Consider the following 24,604-nt stretch of genomic DNA (forward strand, 5'->3'; position numbering starts at 1 on the left):
AAGCGCCCGCCCGGGGCCAGATCAAAGCAGGGGCGCCAATAGTCGTACCGCCCGGCAGCCCAGCCGGAACAGGATAGAGCGCTGGCGATAGTCGTTTTCGGTCATGGGCCGGCTGGCGCCCAGATCTTCCTCCAGCATGGTTTCGACCTGCTGGATGAACGCCGGGCTGGTGTGGACGGCGGTAATCTCGAAGTTAAGGCGCATGGACCGGTTGTCGAGGTTTGCGGTGCCGATGGCGGCGTAGCGGCTGTCCACCAGAACCACTTTCTGGTGCATGAAGCCGGGCTGGTAACGATAGATGCCGATGCCGGCCTGACTGGCCTGTACCAGATAGGAATAGGCGGCCAGCCGGACCAGTGGGCTGTCGGTTTTCTCCGGTATCAGGATGCGAACATCCACCCCCCTGAGCGCCGCCAACTGCAGGGCATTCATGATCTGGAAATCCGGCACAAAATAGGGCGAGGCAATCCAGATCCTGGTGCGCGCGTTGTTGATGCAGTTCAGGAAGAACAGGGTGCAGGTTTCCCAGGTGTCTGCCGGGCCGGTGGGCAATACCAGTACTTCCTGGTCGCCGGGAGGCTGAGACACGGACGCCCAGTTCAGTTCCGGCCGGGTATTGCTGGCCCAGTTCCAGTCCTCCAGCCAGGCCAGCTGGAGGCCGGTGACAGCCGGCCCTTCGATCCGGCAATGGGTGTCGCGCCAGGGTTCCTGGTCCATGGCGGTGCCCAGGTATTCGTCGCCCAGATTGATGCCACCGACAAATCCCACCTTGCCATCGCAGACCAGGAGCTTGCGATGATTACGGAAGTTCATCTGGAAGCGCCGACGTCGGATGTTGCCGTCACCAAACGAGGCAATGCGGGCGCCGGCGGCAGACAGCTCGTTCAGCCATTTGCGGGACAGAAACGCGCTGCCAATGTCGTCATACAGGAACCAGACCTCCACGCCCTGGGCCAGCTTGCGTTCAAGGATGGCCTTGATGCGCTGACCGACCCGGTCTGAGCGGACAATGTAGAACTCCAGCAGCAGATAATGGCGGGCGTCTTCCATGGCATCGAACAGGGCTTCAAAGGTGGCTTCGCCGTCTCGCAGCAGTGTGCAGTGGTTGCCAGCGGTGAATGGTTGCCGGCCGAGTTTGCACAAGACCTGCAATTCATCGCTGAAATGCTCCTGGCCCGGATTGGTGATGGAGGTGGTCTGGCTTTCAAAATTATCGAGCAGGCTGGTCAGGGATTTGTCACCCATGCGGCGGGCCTTGACGTAACCACCAAAGCGATAACGACCAAACAGCAGGAACATGGGCACGGCAATGTAGGGCAGGCCCACCAGCGCAAGAATCCAGGCTATGGCTCCCTGGGCCGTCCGATAGGTGAGCAGGATGCGGTAAACACAGGCCAGCGCCGCCAGGTACAGCGCTGCCAGCGGAATGGCCAGTAGCGAAAGGTTCTCTGTGATCATGACTCGTGTCCCTGATGACTGGCCCGGAACTGGGCCGGGGCAATACCGGTCCAGCGCTTGAACGCACGGCTGAAGGCACTCAGCTCGGAGAACCCCAGGAGAAAGGCGATTTCGCCAAGTGCGTACTGGTCGTCGGCGACATAGCGCAGGGCTTTGTCCTTGCGGACCTGCTCCACCAGGTCGTGGAAACTCATGCCTTCTTTCTTGAGTTTTCGGTACAGGGTCTGGCGGCTCATATGACACTGCCGGGCCAGGGTGTCGGCGTCAATCCGGTCGGTGGCCATCTGCCGCGAAATCAGGCGACGCACCTTTCGGCTGAACGAGCGGCGGGTCTGTAGCCGGGCCATGACCGCATTGACCTGTTTCAGCACCGCTGAGTAAACATAGGGATTCCGGTGCGGGATGGGGTGGCCCAGGTGTTTGCTGTCAAACGCCATGCGGGTAACGCCACAGCCGAAATGAACGGTGCCACCGAACAGTTTGCGGTATTCAGCGGCATATGCGGGCTCCGGATGGGCAATTTCCAGCCAGTCAGCCTCGATACTGCGATGGATAAAATGCCGGGTCCGGCACAGGGCGGCGGCCAGGGTGCGGTCCATGTCCTGGCGACAGTAATGATCCGGACGATCCGGCTGCCAGGTCAGGATGGCCTGGTCCGGGGTTTGCTCAAAACTCAGGGTGACTGATTCGTTGATCAGTCGGTGCAGCCGGACATACTGCACCACGGCTTCGCCCAGAGTGTCGCAGTTGAAGAACACATGGCCGACCAGTCCCATGCGCTCGGGGTCGATGACCTGGCCGGCATGCAGGCCGACGCCCGGATCGGCGGTCAACTGCTCGGCCAGTTCCCACAAACGGTAATGGGCAGAAGCGGGTACCCGCAGGTCCGGATCTTTCAGAGTCGCCAGTGTCAGCCCGGTAGCCTGTTCCACCCGGACACGATCCAGAAGACCCCGTGTTTCCAGATAGTGCACCAGCGCCAGTGTGCTGGATGCCGCCACCTGGGGCGATTCCGGATATTCGGTCTGGGGCTGCATGCCTGGGTTCTGCTCCCGTTTGTTATCTGGTGGACTGATACAAAATGTCAAATGATTGGGACAGCAAGTCAACGGGTTGCCACTGCTTCAACGATAGCATGTTGGCTATCAGGTTGAAGTAATGCGTTGCAAAGTGGAGATGTTGTATGGAACAGGAAATCTTTGTACCCCATAGCGAAATGGAGCGCAAAAACGTTCTGGCACTCGCTGAATACCTGGACAGCATTTTCTATTGCTGATCTTTCAGGCGTATGTCTGTGACCTTCCAGCCGGGCCATGCCCGGCTTTTTTCTGCCTGTCGGGTTGGCACCAAATTCCCCTTGCCCCGTAAACTGGCAGTGGTAGTGTATCCGGTTTGATCCGACAACCGGAGGCTGCCAGACCATGAGTGTTGCATTGAACCACCGAATTTCCGGCCAGGGCGAACCCTTGATCCTGCTGCACGGACTGTTTGGTTCCCTGGAAAATCTGGGCGGTATTGCCCGTAGGCTTGAAGACGGCTGGCAGATTCACGCTCTGGATGAACGCAATCACGGCAGCTCTCCCCATACTGACGACATGGACTACCCGGCTATGGCCGAGGATGTTGTGGCCTATCTGGATGCTCGGGGTATTGAAAAAGCCAGTCTGCTGGGCCACTCCATGGGCGGCAAAGTCGCCATGCAGGTTGCCCTGAAGCATCCTGAGCGGGTGCAGTCGCTGATTGTGGCGGATATCTCGCCGGTTACCTACAAGGCCCACCACGACGCCATCCTTGAAGGCATGCAGCAGATGGACCTTCGTGGCGTGAAATCCCGCACCGAGGCGGATGCCCGCCTGGCAGAGTTTGTTGAAATGGCGGGCGTGCGCCAGTTCCTTCTGAAAAACCTGGAGCGTATTCCGGCCCAGGAACAGGTCGATGATGAGGTGACATTTCGCTGGCGGCTGAACCTGCCTGTCATTGATGCCTGTTATGGCAAGCTGGCGGCGGCGCCGGAAGGGCAGGGACCGTTTGAGGGGCCGGTGCTTTTTATCAAGGGAGCGGATTCGGCCTACATCCAGGAGAAACACCGGGACACGATTCGTACCCTGTTTCCGGGCGCCGAACTGAAAATCATTGAAGGCACCGGGCACTGGCTGCACGCAGAAAAACCGGACGCTTTTGCCATGCTGTGCCGGCGTTTTCTGGAACAGGCCTGATCTTGTCAGAAACCCTGTGATGTCTGCTAAGGTTAGGCTCACGGGGTTATCCGCCGGGTCGCCTGCGGACAAAGAATCATAAAAGGGAACGGGCGCGCATGATGAAATGGTTGCTGGTTAGCTTGCTGGTTGTCTTTTTGTTGCTTGGCAGCTTTCTGCTGACCCCGTCCCCGATTGACAGCAAAGCCTGGCAGGCGCCTTCGCCACCGGCGATGACTGGCGTACTGGCACCCAATGAACGGTTGCGACTGGCCGATCTGCTCGCCCGTGGCGAGGTATACGGCCCGGAAGACACCACCATCGGCCCTGATGGTGTGCTCTACAGCGGTACCCAGGATGGGTGGATTGTTCGTGTTCACCCTGATGGTACGGTGGAACACTGGCTGGAAACCGGTGGCAGGCCGCTTGGACTTGTGTTTGACAGCAACGGCAATCTGATTGTCGCCGACGCCTGGAAAGGCCTGTTATCCATTACCCCTCAGGGTGACATTACGGTGCTTACCCGGGAGGCCGAGGGCACCCCCTTCCGGTTCACGGATGATGTGGTGATCGCCCCCGATGGCCGGATTTATTTCACCGACGCCAGTTCCCGCTTCCAGCAGCCTGATTACGTACTCGACTTGCTGGAGATGCGTCCTCACGGCCGGTTGTTGCGGTACAACCCGAAAACCCGGAAAACCGAGGTGTTGCTGGGTAACCTGCATTTTGCCAATGGCGTGGCAGTATCCCCTCAGGGCGATTATGTACTGGTGAACGAGACCTGGAAATACCGCATTCTCCGGTACTGGATCAGCGGTCCCAAGGCTGGCCGGGCTGAGGTATTTGCCGACAACCTGCCGGGCTTTCCGGACAACCTGGCGGTGGACGGTGGGGGCCGTTACTGGGTCGCCTTCCCGACCTTGCGTAATCCCCGGGTCGATGCCATGCACAAGTCCCCCTGGCTGAAGGATCTGGTTGCCAAGTTGCCGGACAGCCTGAAGCCCAAGCCCCAGAACTACGGTCTGGTCGTCGCCTTCGATAGCAAGGGCCAGATGCTGACCAGCCTGCACGACACTCGCGGTACTCATCTGCAGGAGATTACCTCAGTTAATCCGCACGACGGTGTTCTATACTTTGGTTCACTTCACAACGACCGTATTGGCCGGCTACCGTTGCAGGCCATCCCTGGCCTTGGAGAAGCAACCCCATGACTGATGCCCCCGCCCTGAGCTGGGATTTGCCCGGCCCGTTCACCCTGGAAATCACGGTTCAGGCCGAAGATACCGATCGACTTGGCCATGCCAATAACGTGGTGTACATCCGTTGGCTGGAGGAAGTGAGCTGGGCCCACATCGAGAGCCTGGGCATGACCTGGGCCCTGCACGAGGAAACCGGCAAGGCCATGGCCATTACCCACACCGACGTTGACTACCTGATGTCGGCTAATGCCGGCGACCAGCTGGTGCTGGGCACCTGGCTGACGGACTGGGATGGTCGTTTCCGCTCGGCCCGACAGTTCCAGCTCATTCGCCGGGCCGATGGCAAAACCCTGTTGCGGGGCATGTCCACTCACGCCTGCGTTGATATGAAATCCCAGCGCCCGGCTCGGGCTCCGAAAGCCTTTGTCGATATTCTGTCCGGCGCCCTGGTGCCCGGCGGCCGGGGCCTGCCGCGCTAGGGCCGTCGCCGGAAATATCTGCTAGTCTCATCCTTGATGCCCTTCGAGGGACATCTGACCCCATGCACTCCGGAGGCAACCATGGAACCTACCGACGTTAGTGAATCAATCCTCATGCAGCACGTGATCTACCGCGAGTTTGGTGAGCGGGAGGTGCTTCAGGTGGCGCAGGCTCCGGTGCCTGAGCCCCGGGAAGGTGAAGTGGTCATCCGAGTGCATGGCGCCGGTTTGAACCCGATTGACTGGAAGACCCGGAAGGGGCTGGGGTTCGCCGCCCGACAGATCGAAAACCGGCTGCCCTGGACGCCGGGGTACGACGTTGCCGGTGAGGTCGTCGCTGTTGCTGAGGGCGTGACCACCCTGGCCCCGGGCGACCGGGTGATGGGTATGGTGGGCTTTCCGGCCGGCGGTGGTGCTTATGCGGAGTACACACTGGCTCGTGCTGACGAGTTGGCCATCGTCCCTGATGAGCTTGATCTGGTGACTGCCGGCGCGGTGCCCCTGGCGGCATTAACGGCCTGGCAGGCCCTGTTTGAGGTGGCCAGGCTGGAATCCGGTCAGAAGATACTGATTCACGCCGGGGCTGGCGGTGTCGGCCATTTTGCGGTTCAGTTTGCGCTGGAGCGTGGCGCCCATGTGGTGGCGACAGCCTCACCGGCCAATCGGGATTTTCTGGCAGAGCTCGGCGTGCACGAAGTGATTGATTACCACACTACCGACGTGGCTGAGGAGTGCTATGGCCTGGATGTGGTGCTGGACTTGGTGGGAGGGGAAGCCGGCAAACGCTCCCTGCATACCCTGTCAGAAACCGGCGTGCTGGTGACCATTCCCACCGTGACCGCCGATGACATTGTCAGCGCCGCCGAGGCCATGGGGCTTCGGGCCCATGGTATGACCGTGAGGCCGGATGTGTTTCACCTGGACGAGATCGCCGAGCTGATTGAGGACGGCGATGTGCGGGTTCACATTGAACAGGCTTTCCCGCTGGATCAGGTGCAGGCCGCCCACGCATTGCTGGAGGGCGGCCACGTCCGTGGCAAGCTTGTGCTCGACTGCCGCTGACGGAGGCGAATAGCGTCAGGCTGGAGCGGCACCGCTTGCCGTTTTGTCGCCCTTCTCACCGGCAGGTTCTTCCCGGTCCCGACGTTCCTTCTGGGGTTGTGGGGGAACCAGGCTGATCAGTACCCAGTCGTCACCGGGCTCGAGGGTTTCCATGTCCTTGACCGGGTGAATATGGTCCCGACTGTCGCGTACGAACAACACCAGGGCCTGGTTCTGATACTGGTTCAGAAACTGCTGGTAGCTGAACTCTTCGCTTAGCTGCGTGGTTTTCACGGTGTAGCCCTGGCTGACCAGGCTCGCCAGCTTGGCATAGCTGACACCATCGAACAGTCCCCGGGTTCGCTGCACCTTGCCTGCAGTCTGAAGCCGCGCCCGCTGATCCTGGTCGCCTTCCACCAGACCAAATACCGAATCATCTCCGAACCAGTCCAGAAAATGGTAGGTGGCCAGACTGTTCATCTGCTTGTATGGAGACAGTATCAGGAGGTTGCCGATTCCGGTCAGGTCCATATGTGTGGCGGCATGTTCCGACACCGGATTGCCGAAATACACCGGCAGGTTTTCCATGCGCGCCTGACGCACGTTCTCCCAGTTGGTGTCGGTCAGCATGGTGGGAATGTCATGCTTTTTCAGGGCCTGGGCCACCAGCCGGGCCACCGGGTTGGCGCCCAGAATCAGGAAGCCGTGCGCGGGCGGTTCCTGAACCCCCAGCAGTTTTGCCACGGGTCGGGCAGTGAGGCTTTGCAGGGTAACGGTGGTGATGATGAGCATAAACACCAGTGGTACCAGTACGCCGGCACTCTCATAGCCGATTCGCTCAAGCTGGAATGCGAACAGCGCTGAGACCGCCGCAGCGACAATGCCACGTGGAGCAATCCAGCTCAGGTACAGCTTTTCGCGCCAGTTCAGTGTGGTGCCAATGGCCGAGAGGAAAATGCTCGCGGGGCGGGCGATCAGCATGAGGATGGCCAGCACAGCAACCAGGCCCCAGCCCAGTTCGGCGATGGCTGCAAACTCTACACGGGCGGCCAGAATGATAAACAGGGCCGAAATGAGCAAGACACTGAGGGATTCCTTGAATTCCAGAATGCTGTCGACCGGAACCTGCTTCATGTTGGCCATCCAGATGCCCATCACGGTCACGGTGAGCAGCCCCGATTCGTGGGCCAGTTCATTGGAAATGGCAAAGACACCGAGCATGAAGGTGAGTGTGCCGGCGTTATGCAGGTACTGGGGAATCCAGTGCTTTCTGAGGACCAGGCCGTTCAGGTAGCCGGCGGCGGCACCGATGGCAAAGCCAACCAGCAGAGTCTTGCCGAAAATGTAGAGGGAGTGGCTGAAAACATTGCCCTGGCCCCAGGAAACGATGCCCTCGAACACCAGAACGGCCAGCAGCGCGCCTACCGGGTCAATGATGATGCCTTCCCAGGTGAGGATGTTCGCCAGCTTGGAGGTGGGGCGCACTGCCCGGAGCAGGGGCGCAATCACGGTAGGCCCGGTGACGACGGAGATAGCACCGAACAACAGGGCGACTTCCCAGGATACCTGGAGAATCCAGCGGGCGGCCAGGGTGCCGATAATGCAGGTGACGATGGTGCCCACAGGAATAAGATTGCGCACCATCTTGCCGTGGCCTTTGATTTCCTCGTAGCGCAGGGTAAGGCTGCCCTCGAACAGGATGATGGCCACTGCCAGGGAGATAACAGGAAACAGCAGGTCGTCAAAAATGGCTTCCGGTTGCAGGAACCCGGTCACCGGGCCTGCGAGGATGCCACCGGCGAGCAGGAACAGAATAGCCGGCATGCGTACCCGCCATGCCAGCCACTGGCAAACCAGGGAAGAAACGCCGATGCCGGCCAGAATTAACGTGGTGCTTACGGCCATAAAAGGGCCCCGATGGTTGAATTAGGCGTTGGCCTTGCGGGCGATGCGATTCAGCAGCCGGGACGCTGCGAAAAAGCCGAAACTCGCGGTCACCGGACTGGCAGCACCAAAACCGGTGGCGCAGTCGAGCCGCACCGGGCCGTCGCTTGTCGGTTTCTGTTGACATACCTCGCCGTCCGGGGCGGGATAGGTCAGTTGTTCCAGAGAGTATACAGCTTCTACGCCGAAGCGCCGTTTCGGGTTTCGGGAAAAACCGTATTCCCGGCGCAACATATTACGGACCTTGGCCAATAATGGATCCTGTGTGGTTTTCGCCAGGTCTGCAACCTGGATCTGGGCCGGATCCATCTGGCCCCCGGCACCACCGGCACAGATGATCGGAATCTTGCGTCGCTGACAATGCGCAATCAACGCGGCTTTTGCCTTCACGCTGTCGATGGCATCCACCACGCCGGTCATGTCTTCTGTGATCAGCTCCCCGACGTTCTTCACCGTGAGAAAGCCGAAGTGCACCCGAATGTCCGCCTGGGGATTGATGGCCCGCAACCGCTCCGCCATGGCGTCGGTTTTGGTGCGACCATACTGGCCCTGCAGAGCATGCAGCTGCCGGTTGGTGTTGGAGATACAGATGTCGTCCATATCAATCAGGGTGATGGTGCCGATACCACTACGCGCCAGAGCTTCTGCCGCCCAGGAACCGACGCCGCCGAGACCGACAATGGCGATGTGGGCATGGCGGAAAGCATGCAGGGCCTTGCGGCCGTACAGACGCTCTATGCCGCCAAAGCGGAGATGGTAGTCATCGGTGGTCATGCGGTCTCTACTGGAGTATTAAAAATGCAGCGTGCATTGTACTTGTGTAGCAGGACTGGCGAAAAGCATTCATAAAAAAAGCCGCGCAAAGCGCGGCTTCAAGAAGGTACCAGCCTCGCAAGGAGGCGGGTTGGACTAGTTCAGAGACACTAATCAACGTGACTATTATCAATTTCTGATCTGTCTTGATGAAGGTCACAAATTGCCATTTGTCGGTCATTTCCGGCCAGAATTTTTGGCCTGACCGGAAACTCTGCCGCTTAGGCCATCCACTGCTCATCTTCCAGGGCCATCAGGCTGTCTTTGCCGGACTGGATATCCCGTAGCAGCCAGTCCGCCTCGGGCATCAGTTTCTCGAAATAGAAACGGGCGGATACCTGCTTGCTTTCCAGTAGTGGCTTGTTACCTGCGCCTGCTTCGAGCTGCTGGCCAGCCACCGCAGCCATGCGGGACCACAGATAGCCGATGACGGTCAGGGCTGTCAGACGCAGATATGGTGTTGCCGCAGCGCCAGCCTGCTCCGGATCTTTCGGGGCATTCTGGGCCAGCCACAGAGTGGCCTGCTCAAGACCCTTGATGGCGCCTTTCAGTTCTTCCCGGTAGGGCGCATCAGGATTGTCTTTCAGGTAACCAGTCAACTCGGCAAACAGGGCGCGTACCAGTTGCCCGCCTTTCAGCGAAAGTTTGCGGCCCACCAGATCCATCGCCTGGATGCCGTTGGTACCCTCGTAGATGCGGGCGATACGGCCGTCGCGCACCAGTTGTTCCAGTGGCCAGTCCTGGGTGAAGCCAGAGCCACCCAGTACCTGTTGGCCCCAGTTGGCGTTGTTGTAGCCTTCGTCGGTGAGGAAGGCTTTCACCACCGGCGTCAGCAGTTGCACCAGATCATCGGCGTTTTCACGCACCTTTTCGTCCGGGTGTGCCACGGAGAGATCCAGCTGGTGGCCGGTAAACAGTGCCAGTGCACGCATGCCTTCGTTCAGCACCTTCTGACGCATCAGCATACGGCGTACATCCGGGTGCACAATGATCGGGTCGGCCGGGCCGTCGGGATTCTTCGGGCCACTCAGGGAGCGGCTTTGCAGACGCTCTTTGGCGAAGGCCAGGCTCTCCTGGTAGGCCATTTCCGCCAGGCCCAGGCCCTGCATGCCCACCATCAGGCGGGCTTCGTTCATCATGGTGAACATGGCGCTCATGCCCTTGTTGGGCTCGCCCACCAGCCAGCCCTTGGCGCCTTCAAAGTTCATCACGCAGGTGGCGGAACCCTTGATGCCCATCTTGTGCTCCAGGCCACCACAGAATGCCGGGTTGCGCTCACCGGAGTCCGGCAGGAACTTGGGGACCACAAACAGGGAAATGCCTTTGGTGGTGTCTGGCGCGCCCGGCAACTTGGCCAGCACCAGATGGACAATGTTGTCCACCAGATCATGCTCACCGCCGGTAATCCAGATCTTGGTGCCCTCAATGGCGTAGCTGCCATCGTCGTTCGGCGTGGCTTTGGTGCGAATCAGGCCCAGATCGGTGCCACAATGGGGCTCGGTCAAGCACATGGTGCCGGTCCATTCGCCGGAAATCAGTTTTTCCAGATACGTCTGTTTCAGCTCATCCGAGCCGTGGGCATAGAGCGCGCTGATGGCGCCGTGTGTCAGGCCAGGATACATGCCCAGCGACAGGTTGGTGGAGCATACCATTTCGTCCACGACGAATTTCAGCGTGTGAGGCAGGCCCTGACCGCCAAACTCCAGTGGCGCGTCCAGCGCGGTCCAGCCACCTTCGACAAATTTCTGATAGGCCTCTTTGAAGCCGTCTGGCGTTTTAACCAGCTTGGTCTCAGGGTCGTAGTGGCAGCCCTGGCGATCACCAACCTGATTGGTGGGTTGAATCACTTCGGCCGCCAGTTTGCCGGCCTCATCAATGACCGCTGAGATCAGGTCTGGTGTGGCATCGGCGTACTTTTCCAGTTCGTGCAGCTTGTCTGCACCCAACACATCAAACAACAGAAAGCGAAGATCGTTCGCTGGTGCCTGGTATTGCATGGATACTCTCCTGTTTTGCTTTGGCGGTCTCAATGACCGCCGGATGTCGTCGTTTTGATCTGGAAGCCTCTCTTCATACGGGCGTTTGAAATTTTTGGTTTGCTTCTGGATGGCCTGAAAGCATTGATTTTTCGTATCAACGGCATGGTGTTGATTGATCATTGGGAGAGTGGCGAATGACAACCGTTATTGCGGGCGTATCCGGTTCCATCGGTGCGGCATTGGCCCGGCGTTATCTGGGGAGCTATCCGGACCAGAGCCTGGTTGGCTTGTGCCGTAAGCCGGAGACGGCGCCGGACGATCTGAAAAATCACTCCGGTGTAAGATTGCTGGCCTGGGATGCAGAGGACGAGCAGCGGCTTGATGTCGCCGAGTTAACGGCTGCGCTGGAAGCTTCTGGTCCGGTTCAAACCGTTATTTATGCCGCAGGCCTGCTGCACGATGGCCAGATGTTTCCGGAGAAACGGTTGGAGGATATCGATGGCCGAAGCATGATGCGGAGCTACCAGGTGAACTGCCTCGGTTTTTCCCTGCTGATGCAGAGGCTCGCTCCGGCGCTGAGGGGAAAGCACTTCAAGCGTATTGCCGCGGTGTCTGCGAAAGTCGGTTCCATTTCGGACAACCAGTTGGGGGGCTGGTACGCCTATCGTGCCTCCAAGGCGGCCTTGAATATGCTGGTCAGGAACCTTTCTGTTGAACTGTCGCGGCGTTATGCGCCACTGGCCTGCGTTTCTCTGCACCCGGGCACGACATTGTCGCCGCTGAGTCAACCGTTTCAGCAGTCGCTGGAGCGGTTAACGGTGCACGAGCCGGAGCAGACGGCAGGCAATCTTTTTTCGGTTCTGGAAAGTCTCGATGCCAGGGATAATGGACGTTTTATCAGTTGGGATGGCAGTGATCTGCCATGGTAGCGAAGTCATGCTGCGGCGGTGCCGCAGCATGCTGTTAACGCAGGAACGGGTTGAGCAGACGGGTGAAGGTACCGGTCAACTTCAGCGGGGCGCTGAGCACTGACAACGTAATGCAGTCCTCGCAACCGACGGCCACCGGACGATGTTCATCCTGTTCGTTCAGTACGACAAAGTCCCACTGATTGAACACGCCCTTCTGGTCTGCGAACGCGCCCTGCAGCACGATCGTGGTTTCATCGCCACGGTGGGTATGGGCCGGCGCCTTGCCGCCCGCTACCAGTTTTTGCAGGACGACCCGCTCGTTCTGGCCGGGAAACTTGTCGGTAATGTCGAGCACACTCACGTCCGCAAGCTGACGTTTCCAGGGCAGCGCATTGATGTCATCCCCGAGCAGTTTCTGCAGAGGGCTCACCTTTGGCTGGGTAACCACCGGGGATGATGCTTCTGGTGAGCTATCAATGCGCGCCATCAACTGATCAAAGCTCGAATCAGTCACCGTCACCTTTGGCTGGTGATCCATCATGACAGCGCCCAGACTGTTCAGAGTATCGACCCGGCTACGGCAGTGGGGGCACTGCTCCAGATGCAGGCGGATGCACAGTGCATGGGGCTCGCTCAGGTTGCCCGCACTGTACTCCATCAGACTCAGGCTGTCGGGATGGTGCCGTGTCATACGTTTTGATCCTGCAAAATCACTTTCAGTTTGTTCAGTGCCAGGCGAACCCGGCTTTTCACGGTGCCGAGAGGAATGTTGAGCTCATCTGCCACCATCTGGTGGGATTTGTGCTCCATATACACCTTCGCGATTACGGTAATCTGCTCTTCCGGGAGCTGGCTCAGCGACTCCCGGATGCGCCGCTCGGACATCAGGCGGTGCAGGGAGGTGACCGGCTCGTCTTCATTATCACCCGGGATCTGCCAGAGATCCTCGGTTTCCACCGCCATCTCAGCACTGGTGCGCTGCATTTTGCGCAGCATATCAATGCGCTGGTTCCGGGCAATGGTGAAAATCCAGGTGGATGCGGCCGCTTTGCGCCAGTCGTAAAGACAAGAGCGGCGCCAGATAGAGACGAAGACTTCCTGCACCAGCTCTTCCGCGTGGCTGGCCAGCCCGTTCGAGATTGCGTAGTACTTGATCTGCGGGGCAAAGTGCTCGAACAAAGCATGATAAGCCGCCCGATCCTGATGCTTGCCGACTTTTTCCAACAAAACACCCCAGGGGTCTTTGCGCCCTTCGGTTTTCGTTGGTTGCTGCTCCAGTGTTGTCACCGGGCGCTCCTTGACAGTTATCGTATTTGAGCTGGCTATGGTCATCATTCTATGCACTCGTCACAGATTTGTCAGTGAGAGTGTTTACGCAATGGATTACCGGGCGGATTCATGGATTCCGAAAAAATTGTCGGGATGGCCTGAAGGCCGGAAGAACTGCGTCACCGGGGTTATTGCCGGTTGCCCCGGCAGGGGCTAGTCTGATCGGTAAAACAACGATCAAAAATTCCAGACCATGAACGCAACGCTCTCCAGTGGCTCTTTGCCCGTTATGCGGGTGCATTACGCTGAAATTCTCTGCCAGTTGGCAGAGGAGCGTGGGGTGCGTCGTTCGGATCTCGTGTCAGTGGCTGGTATTCGAAACAGCCAGCTCAGTCATCCCGACAATTTCATTACACTTGATCAGTTCACGGCGTTATGCCAGCAGGCACTGACCCGCTGTGGTGATGAATGCCTGGGGCTGGAATACGGCAAACGCCTGAAGTTCACCGCGCACGGAGCCCTGTCCCAGGCTGCCATCAGTTGCGACACCCTGGAGCAGGCGCTGGCGGTGTTGATCAAATATTTCCGGATCCGGTTTGCCTACATGTCGCTGGCGTTCTTTGTCGAGGATGAGGATGCAGTGATTCAGCTGGAGATTCACCACGACACCGAGAAGCTTCATCGGTTTAATATCGAAGTGGTGATGGCCACCCTGATGGATGTGAATTACCTGTTATTCGGCACTCAGTTACTGGATGGCGGGCGGTGCCTGGTGGATTACCCTCGCCCCGAGGATGTTGAGCGCTACCAGTATCTGTTCGGCGGCAAGGTCACGTTCTCGGCGGGAGTAAACCAGTTGCGTTTTCGCAAGTCGTTTCTGGGATTACCGATGTCACTGTCCAATCCGGTTGCCCGCCGGGTGGCAGAAGCCCAGTGCGAGGAAGAAATGCGCCAGATGGAAGCTTCTGCCTCGGTGAGCGATCGGGTCTTGCGTTTGCTGGAGTCTGCCCGGGATGGTCGTTTGCCCGGCCTCGAGGATGTGGCGCAGCAAATGGGGGTGTCGCCACGAACGCTTCGGCGGCAGCTCTCCGCCGAGGGTGGAGGCTTTCATGGTCTTCAGGAGAGTGTGCGACATCAGCGTGCCCGGGAGCTGCTGTTGCGCCATTCGGCGATGAGCATTGACGAGATTGCCGAGCATCTGGGTTACAGCGACCCGTCCAATTTCGGCCGGGCCTTTCGCAAGTGGGAAGGAATGTCGCCCTCGGCCTGGCGCCGGGACAATCAGACCTGATCACGCCTTTTCGTCCGTCCTGACGATTTATCCTTCCTCCAGGTAGGTATAACCCTCAAGCCCGGAGGACAGCTCGGCCAGCAGCGTTTGCTGCAGCTCTTCAGACAGGCCGCTGTGCCGGAACTTCTGCCGGTAGGCCTCAAGCAGGTTGGCGGGCTCGAAATTCACATAACGCAGTACTTTCGCCACGGTGTCCCCGGTAATGGGTTCCCCCACCTGATATTGCCCCTGTTGGTCCAGTTTCACGTCCACCGAGTGGGTATCGCCAAACAGGTTGTGCATATCGCCAAGGATTTCCTGATAGGCGCCGGTCATGAAGAAGCCCATCAGCAAAGGGGACTCCGGGTCGTGTTCGGGCAGTGGCAAGGTGGTTTCGATGCCCTGGCCGTCCACGTACTGATCAATCCGGCCGTCCGAATCGCAGGTGATATCCTGGATCACGGCCCGCCGGTTCAGTGACCGGTTAAGCCCGTTGATCGGCATCACCGGAAAGATCTGATCGATGCCCCAGACATCGGGCAGGGACTGGAACAGGGAAAAGTTCACGAACAGTTTCTCAGCAAGCTTCTCGTTCAGCTCGTCGATGATTTCCCGGTGCGCCCGGTTGGCGCTGTCCAGCTCGGCCCGGAGCATCCGGCAGCAGCGCACGTACAGGGTTTCGGCCTGGGCCCGCTCCTGCAGGGACAGCAAACCGTGGGCAAACTGGGCGTGGACATCGGCCATGGCGTGCAGGATGTCGTGATAGATTTCCGCCAGTGAGCGGGGCGAGTCCTCATCCTGAAGACTTTCCAGGTCTCGCCAGAGATCCTGCAGCGGCGCGGGGGCCTCAGCAGCGGGTTCCGTAGGCTCGCGGTTGTCCGGGTATTCGCGGTCAATCACATTGGTGACCAGTACCGAATGATGGGCGGTGAGCGCCCGGCCGGATTCACTGATCAGGTCCGGGTGCGGGATACCCTGGCGGTCACACTCGGACTGCAGCACGTGCACCACGTTGTAGGCGTATTCGAATACGCTGTAGTTCATGGAGCAGCTACTGCGGGAACGGGTTCCTTCGTAGTCGACACCCAGGCCGCCGCCTATATCGACGGTACCGATGGGGGCGCCCATAGCGTGCAGTTCCGTGTAGAAGCGAGCGCACTCACGCAAGCCGGTCTGGATGTCCCGGATATTCGCAATCTGTGAGCCCAGATGGAAATGCAGCAGTTGCAGGGTGCCCAGGGCTCCGGCCTGTTTCAGGGTATCCACCACATCCAGTACCTGGCTGGCAGACAGACCGAACTTGGATTTCTCGCCCCCGGTATTCTGCCAGTTGCCCTTGCCAATAGTCGCCAGACGGGCTCGCACGCCAATCAGCGGGGAAATGCCCAGCTTCTTTGCTTCTTCCAGAATCAGTGGCAGTTCCGACTGCTTTTCCACCACGATAAACACCCGGTGACCCAGTTTCTGGCCGATCAGTGCCAGGCGGATGTACTCCCGGTCCTTGTAGCCGTTGCAGACAATCACCGAACCGGCCTGCTTTGCCAGCGCCAGTACGGCCATCAACTCTGGTTTGCTGCCGGCTTCAAGGCCCACCTGGTTGGCCGAGGCGGCCGGTTCGGCTGACAGCAGTTCCTCCACCACCCGGCGCTGCTGGTTTACCTTGATGGGGTAAACCGCCGTATAGCGGCCCCGGTAGCCCTGCTCCTGAGTGACTTTGTTGAAGGCATTGCAGAGCTTGTTGACCCGGTCGTGCAGGATATCGGTAAAGCGAATCAGAACCGGCAGGGGAACACCGGCTTCGGCCAGCGAACGAGTCAGCGCTGGCAGGTTGATGCGGGCGTCGCTTCTGCCCCGGTCCGGGCAGATTTCAACCTCGCCCTGACCGTTGACTGAAATGTATCCGTCACTCCAGTGAGCGATGTTGTAGACCTTGTGGGCTGGTGATGCAGCGGTTTCAGCCATTGTTGCTATCCTGTCAGGGAACCCGGGGCGGCCGGCGGGCCGGTAACAGGCTGCATTGTAGGAGCTGACCACTGCACCTACAATACGCCCCTTTCAGATGCCCCGGCACATTGCAGCGGCACACAGTGGGAGACAGACATGACCGCATTGAACGAAGGCTGGTTCACCGAGGTATTTCAGGACCAGGGCACCGCTTTTTCCCTGCAGGTAAAGCGCAAGCTCCATGAAGAGCAGACGCCATTTCAGAAACTCGAAATCTATGAAACCGAAACCTTCGGCAACCTGATGGTTCTGGACGGCTGTGTGATGCTGACCACCAGGGACAATTTCCTGTACCACGAAATGATGACCCATCCTGCGCTGTTCACCCACAAGGACCCGAAAAAAGTGGTCATCGTCGGTGGTGGCGACTGCGGCACCCTGAAAGAAGTTCTGAAACACCCAGGAGTGCAGGAAGCCTGGCAGGTGGAGATCGATGAGCGGGTAACCCGCATGTCTGAGAAGTATTTTCCAGAACTGTGCGAAGCTAATGGCGACCCCCGTGCCAACTTCTTTTTCGGTGATGGCATCCAGTGGATGCGTGATATCGAACCGAACAGCATTGATGTGCTGATTATCGACAGTACCGACCCGGTGGGTCCTGCGGAAGGCCTGTTCGCGCTGGATTTCTATCGCGATGCCATGTTGGCCCTGAGGGAGGGCGGTATCATCGTTCAGCAGAGCGAATCCCCCCTGCTGCACACCAATACCATCATCAAGGACATTCACGATGACATGCACAAAGCCGGTTTTGGCCATGTGCAGACATTGCCATTCCCCCAGCCGGTATACCCCACGGGCTGGTGGAGCTGCACCATGGGCAGCAAGGAAAACCCGCTGAAGTATTTCCGCGAGGAAGATGCCAACAACCGCCCCTTTGTCACCCGTTACTACAATGCCGGGGTGCACCACGGTGCCTTGGCCATGCCGCAGTTTATGGTGGATGCGCTGGAAGATGAGGTTCGCCCGGAAGAGGGTTGAACCAGAGCTTAAAGAAAAAGGGCGCCACAAGGGCGCCCTTTTTCGTTCCGATAGGTAGCGGTGTTACTGCTTGCCGCTGACAAACTCCGGATAGGCTTCCATACCGCATTCGGAGAGGTCGACACCTTCGTACTCTTCCTCTTCGGTCACACGGATGCCCATGACAGCCTTCAGGATACCCCAGACGACCAGACTGGCTACGAATACCCAGATGAAGATGGTCAGGGCGCCGATGATTTGGCCGCTGAAGCTGACATCGCCGTTGGTAACCGGTACCAGCAGCAGGCCCAGCAGACCACAGACACCGTGGGCAGAGATGGCGCCGACCGGATCGTCGATGCGCAGCTTGTCCAGAGTGACGATGCTCAGTACCACCAGGATGCCGCCCAGGGCGCCCCAGATAGTGGCTGTCAGCGCGCTCGGGGTGGATGGCTCGGCGGTGATTACCACCAGACCGGCGATCGCACCGTTCAGCAGCATGGTCAGATCAGCCTTGCCAAACATCAGGCGAGCGGTGATCAGGGCGGCAATAGCGCCACCGGCAGCGGCTGCGTTGGTGTTCAGGAACACCATGGCCACGGAGTTGGCACTGGCGACGTCGCCGAGTTTCAGTACAGAACCACCGTTGAAACCGAACCAGCCCATCCACAGGATGAAGGTACCCAGAGCGGCCAGTGGCATGTTGGCGCCCGGGAAGGCACGGATTTCACCGTTGGGGCCGTATTTGCCTTTACGCGGGCCAAGCAGCAGTACACCAGCCAGGGCCGCAGCGGCACCTGCCATGTGTACGATGCCGGAGCCGGCGAAGTCACTGAAGCCAAGATCACCGAGGTTGTACATACCGAACACATCGGCGCCACCCCAGGTCCACGCGCCTTCCAGCGGGTAGATAAAGCCAGTCATGAAGACCGCGAATACCAGGAACGCCCACAGCTTCATGCGCTCGGCAACCGCGCCGGACACGATGGACATGGCGGTGGCCACGAACACGACCTGGAAGAAGAAGTCAGAGGCCGCCGAGTAGATGGAGCCGCCGGTGAAGCCGTCTTCACGGGTGGCGAAGTCACCCAGTACGCCGTCCACGTCCACATCGGCGATGCCGGAGAGGAAGACGTTACCGCCGTACATGATGGCGTAACCGCACACCAGGTACATGGTGCAGGCCACGGCAAAGAGCGCGACGTTCTTGGTCAGGATTTCGGTGGTGTTTTTAGCACGCACCAGGCCGGACTCGAGCATGGCAAAGCCTGCGGCCATCCACATGACTAATGCGCCACACACGAGAAAATAAAAGGTATCTATTGCATACTGCAGGTGAAAGAGATTGCTTTCCATAGGAAGCCCTCCGCACAAGGCTCTTCAGGTTATAAGTTTTTTGCGTTGGCTGGGTGTCAGTTCTGGATCAGACCGCTTCTTCGCCGGTTTCGCCTGTCCGGATCCGGATAGCCTGTTCCAGTTCAGTCACGAATATTTTGCCGTCGCCGATCTTGCCGGTATTGGCTGCCTTGGTGATGGCTTCGATGACCTGGTCCAGCAGGTTGTCGCCAATGGCGATCTCCACTTTGACCTTGGGCAGGAAATCCACCACGTATTCCGCGCCACGATAGAGCTCTGTGTGGCCTTTCTGCCGACCGAAGCCTTTGACTTCAGTGACGGTTACGCCTTGTACGCCAATCTCGGATAGTGCCTCACGGACATCATCCAATTTGAAAGGCTTGATGATCGCTGTCACAAGTTTCATTGCTTTCTCCTTGGTAAAGCCGTCCCAACAGTGAGGGCCCGTCGGCCGGTTGTTGAGTTCGGGATGCTGCCACCTCGCACATCAATTGTGCGGATTGCGTACGAGGGCTTTAGCATCGGGTATGCCAACGCAAAAAATAGCTTTTAAAACAAACTCTTAATTATTGTCTGTGCCGAAATGGCGCAGCTTGATGCACCGTTGTGGTGCATTGTGCCTGCGATTGTCTCAAAACAGCGCAGTCGGGCCATCGGCCGCGGCCATTATAATGCCGACCGGGTACAGTATGGCAGGGGGTAGGGTGTGATACACTCCCGCAAACACCCCGGCGACACGGAAAATAGTCTGATATCGCCGAAAAACCGATTCGAGAGGTGATTGATGAAAGGGCCCCAGGAAATTTTTTCTCAGTTGCAGGGTCAGTTTGGCCAGTTTGTTCCCGATATGGCGCGGGCAGCACGGGAAGATTTTGAAACCCAGGCCCGGGCCACGGTGATGTCGGTTCTGTCCCGGCTGGAGCTGGTGACCCGGGAAGAATTTGATGCCCAGCAGGCGGTCCTGATGAAAACCCGTGAAAAGGTTGAGGCCCTGGAAAAACGTGTTGCCGAACTGGAACAACGCCAGAGTTCCTGATGGTTTGCCCGGGCGGCAGGGTCGCTGCCCGCAACGACTGATTGTTCTGTGCCATGGAAGGTTGTCATGCTCGCTATTGTCCATTCGCGCGCCAGCATTGGCGTGTCTGCTCCCCCAGTTACCGTTGAGGTGCACCTGTCTGGTGGCCTGCCGGCATTATCCATCGTCGGGTTGCCGGAAACCGGAGTGAGGGAAAGCAAGGATCGGGTTCGCAGTGCACTGCTGAATGCCGGTTTCGAATTCCCCGCCCGTAGAATCACCATCAATCTCGCGCCTGCTGACCTGCCCAAAGAAGGTGGCCGTTTTGATTTGCCCATTGCCCTGGGCATCCTGGCAGCCTCCGGCCAGATTCCCCCCGAAAGCCTCGAAAGCCACGAGTTTCTCGGAGAGCTGTCCCTGGATGGTGCGCTTCGGCCCCTCAAGGGGATATTGCCCGCGGTACTGGCGGCTCGCGAGGCGGGTCGTTCGCTGTTGCTACCGCAGGACAACGCCGAGGAGGCCGCCCTGGCCAGCCGTGATGATGTGCTTGCCGCCAGCCATCTGCTGACGGTCTGTGAGCATCTGGCGGGTCGTGCCCGGCTGGTTCCTGTTCCTCGATCTGAAACGCCGGGAGACGGTGCCGCAGCGGTGTCTGTGGCCGATCTCTCAGAGGTGCGAGGCCAGCAAGTGCCCCGTCGGGCGCTGGAGGTGGCCGCAGCTGGCGGTCACAATCTGTTGTTTTTCGGCCCTCCCGGAACCGGTAAAAGTATGCTGGCGAGCCGGTTACCGGGCATTCTGCCAGGTTTGCCAGATGAGGCAGCCATGGAGGTGGCCAGCGTGCATTCCGTTGCGGGCCAGCCGCTAAAGCCAGGTGGCTGGCGTCAGCCACCATTCAGGGCGCCTCATCACACGGCGTCTGCGGTGGCGCTGGTGGGCGGTGGCAGCAGTCCTCGCCCGGGCGAGATCTCTCTGGCGCACCGGGGGGTGTTGTTTCTCGATGAACTGCCGGAGTTTGAACGGCGGGTCCTGGAAGTGCTGCGGGAGCCTATGGAAACAGGCGAAATCTCCATCAGCCGGGCGGCGCGGCAGGTCACTTTCCCAGCGCGATTTCAGGTTGTGGCCGCCATGAACCCATGCCCGTGTGGTTACAGTGGTCACCCCAATATCGAGTGCCAGTGCACGCCGGCACAGGTGATGCGTTATCGGGCAAAGATCTCGGGGCCGTTACTGGATCGGTTCGATCTGCATGTGGAAGTTCCGGTGCAGTCCGGAGAGGTCTTGCTCGGTTCCGGGGTGTCCGGTGAGAGTAGCGCCAGTGTCAGGGCCAGGGTTCTGGCTGCCAGGGCCCGGCAGGAGGCTCGTGGGATGCTCAACTCGGCCCTCTCGGGAGCGTTGCTGGATCAGGCTTGCCGGCTGGATGCCGCCAGTGAGCGGTTGTTGACCCGGGCCATGGAGCGACTGGGGTTGTCGGCCCGGGCGCTCCATCGAATATTACGACTGGCCCGCACCCTGGCGGATCTGGAGGGTGCTGAACACCTGAGCCAGTCGCACCTGATGGAGGCGCTGGGTTACCGTCAACTCGACCGTCAGGCTGGCCAGGGGTCGGTTGTCTCCGCCTGAAGCTGCTGACTCTGGTAAACTGTGTGCCAGGTTTATTCCATGAGATCCGCTTTGAAGCTTGAGGACACAGAATGACTGACCAGAACGAGACTCAGGATACGAATCCGGTCACCACACGCCGCGGTGTTCGCAGCTTTGTACTGCGCCAGGGGCGGATGACCGAAGGTCAGAAGAAGGCCTTCGATCGCAACTGGGCCAAGTACGGACTGAGCCGTGACAATGGCATGATCGACCCCCGTGAGGTGTTTGGCCGCGATAACATGCTCAACCTGGAGATCGGTTTCGGGATGGGCAAATCCCTTGCCGATATGGCCGAAGCTGCACCCGAGCAGGATTTTATCGGCGTGGAAGTGCACCTGCCTGGCGTCGGCGCCTTGTTGAAAGAAGTGGAATCGCGTGGTCTTGAGAATGTGCGGGTATACAGCATTGATGCCAATGATGTGATTGACCTGTGTCTGCCGGATGCCTGTCTGGATCGGGTGATGGTGTTCTTCCCGGACCCGTGGCACAAGAAAAAGCATCACAAGCGCCGCTTGATCCAGCCGGAATTTGTTCAGCGCATCCGCCATAAGCTGCGGGTGGGCGGTATTCTGCACCTGGCCACAGACTGGGAGAACTACGCTGAGCACATGCTGGAAGTGATGAGTGCGTCAGAAGGCTTTGCCAATACTCAGGAGCAAGGTGGTTATTCGCCCAAGCCTGATGACCGCCCGATCACCAAGTTCGAGAAGCGTGGCGAAAATCTTGGCCACGGAGTATGGGATTTGTTGTTTTATCGCACCAACTGAGTTCAGTGGGAGTGAGTCAGGGGCCTGCGGCGGGAAGCACGGATGACCACCAGGCCCGCCATGCCAAGTATCAGGCCGGTGAATTTCACCAGCGCCAGAATGGTGGCGGTCAGGCTCAGGGAGTCTGAAGGCGGATTGAAGTTATTAAGCAGAACAATGTTTTCCGCTACATCGCTGATGCCTGCGATGACAAAAAGGGCGCGCACCCAGCGGGCGACCATCCGTTCCCGGATACCCGGTCTGTCCCGGGTGAAGTGGCGGGTTAATTGAAGCAGCGCGGCCAGATAGACCACGATGAACACAAAGTCGAGCCACAGTGATAGCCGTGCCATGGCGAGATTGCCGTCCCGCCAGCTGCGCAGAATGGCGTGAGTCTGCTCGGCGGTACCGGCCAGCTGTAAACTGACAATCCCCTGAGGCGCGGCGGACGTATGCAGTGGCTGGTTCAACGCCACCAGAACCAGCCACAGTGCCAGTGCAGCCACCAGGGAAACCTTCATGGGCAGCTTCATCGGGCGCATGGGAATAAGCGGTGGGCGCTGGGCTGAGTCCATCAGAGAAAGTGCTCCAGCAGGCTGTTCAGGTATCTTTGCCCCTTTGCCGTCGCCTGCAGACGGTCGGGGACGATCAGGTTTTCATTTCGTAACTGCTCAAGTTTTACCGCAATGGACGACAGTGGTAAACCTGTATGCTCACCGTACAGTCTTTCGTCGGTGCCGCTTTTTAGTCTCAACGCATTCATCATGAATTCCAGGGGCCGGTCTTCCGGCTCTATGGCTTCACTGCCAGCGGTGCGGGAGCCGATCCGGTTGAGATATGCGTCGGGCTGCCTGGTCTTCCAGTATCGCAGGATGCGTCCGTCGGCAAGGCTCACCTTGCCATGGCCGCCTGCCCCAAGGGCCAGATAATCCCCGAAGGTCCAGTAATTCAGGTTATGCCGGCTCTGAGCGCCCGGCAGGCTCCAGGCGGAGACTTCATAATCGTCCATCCCCGCCTGGCGCAGCAGATCTCCCCCGAGCTGGTAAATCTCCCAGAGCCGGTCATCGTCCGGCAGGGCGGGTGGTCGGGAGAAAAACTCGGTGTTGGGCTCGATGGTGAGCTGATACCAGGACAGGTGCCGGGGCTGGTAGCTCAACGCTGCCTGTAAATCATCCAGAGCCTGACTCGGTGTCTGGTCGGGCAGGCCATGCATCAAGTCGACATTGAAGTTATCAAAACCGGCCTTGCGGGCGGCTTCAATGGCGCTGTGGGCCGAAGCTCTGTCGTGAATCCGGCCCAGGGTTTTCAGTTGCGCCGGATCAAAGCTTTGAACACCGATGGACAGCCGATTGATGCCAGCCTCCCGGAAGCTCTCGAATCGACCAGTCTCCAGCGTGCCGGGATTGGCCTCCAGGGTGATTTCGGCCTCGGGGCTGAATGTTAGCCGTTCCCGGAGCCGCTCGAACAGGCGGTGGTAGAACGCGCCGCTCATCAGGGACGGGGTTCCGCCACCGATGAATACGGTTTCAATGGGGCGTTCCCGTACCAGGCCCAGATCCTGATCCAGGTCTTCCAGAAGGGCGTTCAGGTAGGCGTGTTCGGGAATCTCTCCCTTGACAGCGTGGGAGTTGAAGTCGCAGTACGGGCATTTGCGCACGCACCAGGGCACGTGAATGTACAGACTCAAGGGCGGGCAGACCGCCACGGGCAGGGTGGCGGTCACAGTATTAAAGCTCCGCCCTGAGTTGATCCAGAAGGCTGGCCAGAGCCCGTCCCCGATGGCTGATCCTGCCTTTCTGCTCCCGTGTCAGCTCGGCAGCGCTGCATCCATGCTCCGGTACCAGAAAGACCGGGTCGTAACCGAAGCCGCCTTGCCCGCGCGGCTCGGCAAGAATGCGGCCTGGCCAGCGACCATGGCAGATGATCGGCGTGGGATCGTCAGCATGGCGGAGATAAACCAGAACGCAGTGAAACTGAGCGCTGCGCTCTGCTTCAGGCGTGTCTTTCAACGCTGCCAGCAACGCCTCGACATTATCATTGTCGGTTGCCTCTTCGCCGGCAAAGCGGGCGGAGCGAACGCCCGGGCGGCCGTCCAGGGCATCCACGGCCAGGCCACTGTCGTCGGCCAGCGCAGGCAGGCCGGTGGCTTTCGCCGCATGGCGGGCTTTGATAATGGCATTCTCAACGAAGGTAACGGCCGGTTCTTCGGCCTCTGATACCCCAAGCTCACCCTGGGCGACCGGCTGCAAGCCAAGTGGCGCGAGCAGATCAGTCAGTTCGGCGATCTTGCCCTTGTTGTTGCTGGCGATGACGAGTTTGCGGGCCAT

At 59.2% G+C, this 24,604-nt stretch carries 23 protein-coding genes; 10 read left to right on the forward strand and 13 right to left on the reverse strand.

What is annotated here, in order from left to right; translation table 11 throughout:
- Window positions 1-21 precede the first annotated feature (21 nt).
- Window positions 22-1,458: a cardiolipin synthase gene (cls, locus tag Q669_RS10155; protein WP_022992138.1), complete on the reverse strand. Its 1,437-nt coding sequence runs from the start codon at window positions 1,456-1,458 to the stop codon at window positions 22-24.
- Window positions 1,455-2,495, reverse strand: coding sequence for an AraC family transcriptional regulator (locus tag Q669_RS10160; RefSeq protein WP_022992139.1), 1,041 nt, complete (start codon window positions 2,493-2,495; stop codon window positions 1,455-1,457). The genes cls and Q669_RS10160 overlap by 4 nt, the downstream gene beginning before the upstream one ends.
- Window positions 2,496-2,879: 384 nt before the next feature.
- On the opposite strand from Q669_RS10160, the gene Q669_RS10165 reads away from it, so the two are divergent.
- The 4 genes from Q669_RS10165 (at window position 2,880) to Q669_RS10180 (ending at window position 6,393) form a co-directional block, all read left to right on the forward strand.
- Window positions 2,880-3,674 carry an alpha/beta fold hydrolase gene (locus Q669_RS10165; protein WP_011784052.1) on the forward strand — a complete coding sequence of 265 codons (795 nt, stop codon included), beginning with the start codon at window positions 2,880-2,882 and terminating at the stop codon, window positions 3,672-3,674.
- A 101-nt stretch (window positions 3,675-3,775) separates the two neighbouring features.
- Window positions 3,776-4,864, forward strand: coding sequence for an SMP-30/gluconolactonase/LRE family protein (locus Q669_RS10170; RefSeq protein ID WP_031209904.1), 1,089 nt, complete (start codon window positions 3,776-3,778; stop codon window positions 4,862-4,864).
- Window positions 4,861-5,331 carry an acyl-CoA thioesterase gene (locus Q669_RS10175; RefSeq protein WP_022992141.1) on the forward strand — a complete coding sequence of 157 codons (471 nt, stop codon included), beginning with the start codon at window positions 4,861-4,863 and terminating at the stop codon, window positions 5,329-5,331. Before Q669_RS10170 ends, Q669_RS10175 begins: the two co-directional genes overlap by 4 nt.
- An 81-nt stretch (window positions 5,332-5,412) precedes the next feature.
- Window positions 5,413-6,393 carry an NADP-dependent oxidoreductase gene (locus Q669_RS10180; protein ID WP_022992142.1) on the forward strand — a complete coding sequence of 327 codons (981 nt, stop codon included), beginning with the start codon at window positions 5,413-5,415 and terminating at the stop codon, window positions 6,391-6,393.
- A gap of 15 nt (window positions 6,394-6,408) precedes the next feature.
- Here the strand turns inward: Q669_RS10180 and Q669_RS10185 are convergent, their stop codons facing one another.
- The 3 genes from Q669_RS10185 to Q669_RS10200 all read right to left on the reverse strand — a co-directional run bounded on the left by Q669_RS10185 (window position 6,409) and on the right by Q669_RS10200 (window position 11,126).
- The gene (locus Q669_RS10185; RefSeq protein ID WP_011784056.1) at window positions 6,409-8,277 is read right to left on the reverse strand and encodes a cation:proton antiporter; all 1,869 of its coding nucleotides are present in this window, start codon (window positions 8,275-8,277) and stop codon (window positions 6,409-6,411) included.
- Between the two features lie 21 nt (window positions 8,278-8,298).
- On the reverse strand, window positions 8,299-9,090 hold the full coding sequence (gene tcdA, locus Q669_RS10190; RefSeq protein WP_022992143.1) for a tRNA cyclic N6-threonylcarbamoyladenosine(37) synthase TcdA: 792 nt from the start codon (window positions 9,088-9,090) through the stop codon (window positions 8,299-8,301).
- 260 nt (window positions 9,091-9,350) lie between these two features.
- On the reverse strand, window positions 9,351-11,126 hold the full coding sequence (locus Q669_RS10200) for an acyl-CoA dehydrogenase C-terminal domain-containing protein (RefSeq protein WP_022992145.1): 1,776 nt from the start codon (window positions 11,124-11,126) through the stop codon (window positions 9,351-9,353).
- A gap of 176 nt (window positions 11,127-11,302) precedes the next feature.
- Between Q669_RS10200 and Q669_RS10205 the strand changes: the two genes are divergently transcribed.
- The gene (locus tag Q669_RS10205) at window positions 11,303-12,037 is read left to right on the forward strand and encodes an SDR family oxidoreductase (protein ID WP_022992147.1); all 735 of its coding nucleotides are present in this window, start codon (window positions 11,303-11,305) and stop codon (window positions 12,035-12,037) included.
- A gap of 34 nt (window positions 12,038-12,071) precedes the next feature.
- Here Q669_RS10205 and Q669_RS10210 read toward each other — a convergent pair whose 3' ends face one another.
- Both Q669_RS10210 and Q669_RS10215 read right to left on the reverse strand, forming a co-directional pair.
- Window positions 12,072-12,710: a ChrR family anti-sigma-E factor gene (locus Q669_RS10210; RefSeq protein WP_022992148.1), complete on the reverse strand. Its 639-nt coding sequence runs from the start codon at window positions 12,708-12,710 to the stop codon at window positions 12,072-12,074.
- Window positions 12,707-13,306, reverse strand: coding sequence for a sigma-70 family RNA polymerase sigma factor (locus Q669_RS10215; protein ID WP_014420382.1), 600 nt, complete (start codon window positions 13,304-13,306; stop codon window positions 12,707-12,709). The genes Q669_RS10210 and Q669_RS10215 overlap by 4 nt, the downstream gene beginning before the upstream one ends.
- A gap of 235 nt (window positions 13,307-13,541) precedes the next feature.
- Between Q669_RS10215 and Q669_RS10220 the strand changes: the two genes are divergently transcribed.
- Window positions 13,542-14,579 (forward strand): AraC family transcriptional regulator, encoded by a 1,038-nt coding sequence (locus Q669_RS10220; RefSeq protein WP_011784064.1) that lies wholly within the window; start codon window positions 13,542-13,544, stop codon window positions 14,577-14,579.
- A gap of 27 nt (window positions 14,580-14,606) precedes the next feature.
- On the opposite strand, the gene speA is transcribed toward Q669_RS10220, so the two are convergent.
- The gene (gene speA / locus Q669_RS10225) at window positions 14,607-16,520 is read right to left on the reverse strand and encodes a biosynthetic arginine decarboxylase (protein WP_011784065.1); all 1,914 of its coding nucleotides are present in this window, start codon (window positions 16,518-16,520) and stop codon (window positions 14,607-14,609) included.
- Between the two features lie 138 nt (window positions 16,521-16,658).
- On the opposite strand from speA, the gene speE reads away from it, so the two are divergent.
- Window positions 16,659-17,540, forward strand: coding sequence for a polyamine aminopropyltransferase (gene speE / locus Q669_RS10230; RefSeq protein ID WP_011784066.1), 882 nt, complete (start codon window positions 16,659-16,661; stop codon window positions 17,538-17,540).
- A gap of 63 nt (window positions 17,541-17,603) precedes the next feature.
- Here the strand turns inward: speE and Q669_RS10235 are convergent, their stop codons facing one another.
- Both Q669_RS10235 and glnK read right to left on the reverse strand, forming a co-directional pair.
- Window positions 17,604-18,875 (reverse strand): ammonium transporter, encoded by a 1,272-nt coding sequence (locus Q669_RS10235; protein WP_011784067.1) that lies wholly within the window; start codon window positions 18,873-18,875, stop codon window positions 17,604-17,606.
- A 67-nt stretch (window positions 18,876-18,942) separates the two neighbouring features.
- Window positions 18,943-19,281 carry a P-II family nitrogen regulator gene (gene glnK, locus Q669_RS10240; protein WP_011784068.1) on the reverse strand — a complete coding sequence of 113 codons (339 nt, stop codon included), beginning with the start codon at window positions 19,279-19,281 and terminating at the stop codon, window positions 18,943-18,945.
- A 378-nt stretch (window positions 19,282-19,659) separates the two neighbouring features.
- Between glnK and Q669_RS10245 the strand changes: the two genes are divergently transcribed.
- The 3 genes from Q669_RS10245 to trmB all read left to right on the forward strand — a co-directional run bounded on the left by Q669_RS10245 (window position 19,660) and on the right by trmB (window position 22,298).
- On the forward strand, window positions 19,660-19,911 hold the full coding sequence (locus Q669_RS10245; RefSeq protein WP_011784069.1) for an accessory factor UbiK family protein: 252 nt from the start codon (window positions 19,660-19,662) through the stop codon (window positions 19,909-19,911).
- A gap of 66 nt (window positions 19,912-19,977) precedes the next feature.
- Window positions 19,978-21,510, forward strand: coding sequence for a YifB family Mg chelatase-like AAA ATPase (locus Q669_RS10250; protein ID WP_022992150.1), 1,533 nt, complete (start codon window positions 19,978-19,980; stop codon window positions 21,508-21,510).
- A gap of 71 nt (window positions 21,511-21,581) precedes the next feature.
- Window positions 21,582-22,298 (forward strand): tRNA (guanosine(46)-N7)-methyltransferase TrmB, encoded by a 717-nt coding sequence (gene trmB / locus Q669_RS10255; RefSeq protein WP_014420388.1) that lies wholly within the window; start codon window positions 21,582-21,584, stop codon window positions 22,296-22,298.
- Window positions 22,299-22,300: 2 nt separating this feature from the next.
- On the opposite strand, the gene Q669_RS10260 is transcribed toward trmB, so the two are convergent.
- From Q669_RS10260 to rdgB, 3 genes are read right to left on the reverse strand one after another with little or no spacing between them, the layout of a single operon-like run.
- Window positions 22,301-22,852, reverse strand: coding sequence for a hypothetical protein (locus Q669_RS10260; protein WP_011784072.1), 552 nt, complete (start codon window positions 22,850-22,852; stop codon window positions 22,301-22,303).
- Window positions 22,852-24,000 carry a radical SAM family heme chaperone HemW gene (hemW, locus tag Q669_RS10265; protein WP_011784073.1) on the reverse strand — a complete coding sequence of 383 codons (1,149 nt, stop codon included), beginning with the start codon at window positions 23,998-24,000 and terminating at the stop codon, window positions 22,852-22,854. The genes Q669_RS10260 and hemW overlap by 1 nt, the downstream gene beginning before the upstream one ends.
- Window positions 24,001-24,004: 4 nt before the next feature.
- A complete protein-coding gene (gene rdgB / locus Q669_RS10270) occupies window positions 24,005-24,604 on the reverse strand; it encodes an RdgB/HAM1 family non-canonical purine NTP pyrophosphatase (RefSeq protein WP_022992151.1) in 600 nt (199 codons plus the stop codon).

The organism is Marinobacter sp. C1S70 (assembly GCF_000475355.1).
Classification (GTDB): domain Bacteria; phylum Pseudomonadota; class Gammaproteobacteria; order Pseudomonadales; family Oleiphilaceae; genus Marinobacter; species Marinobacter nauticus.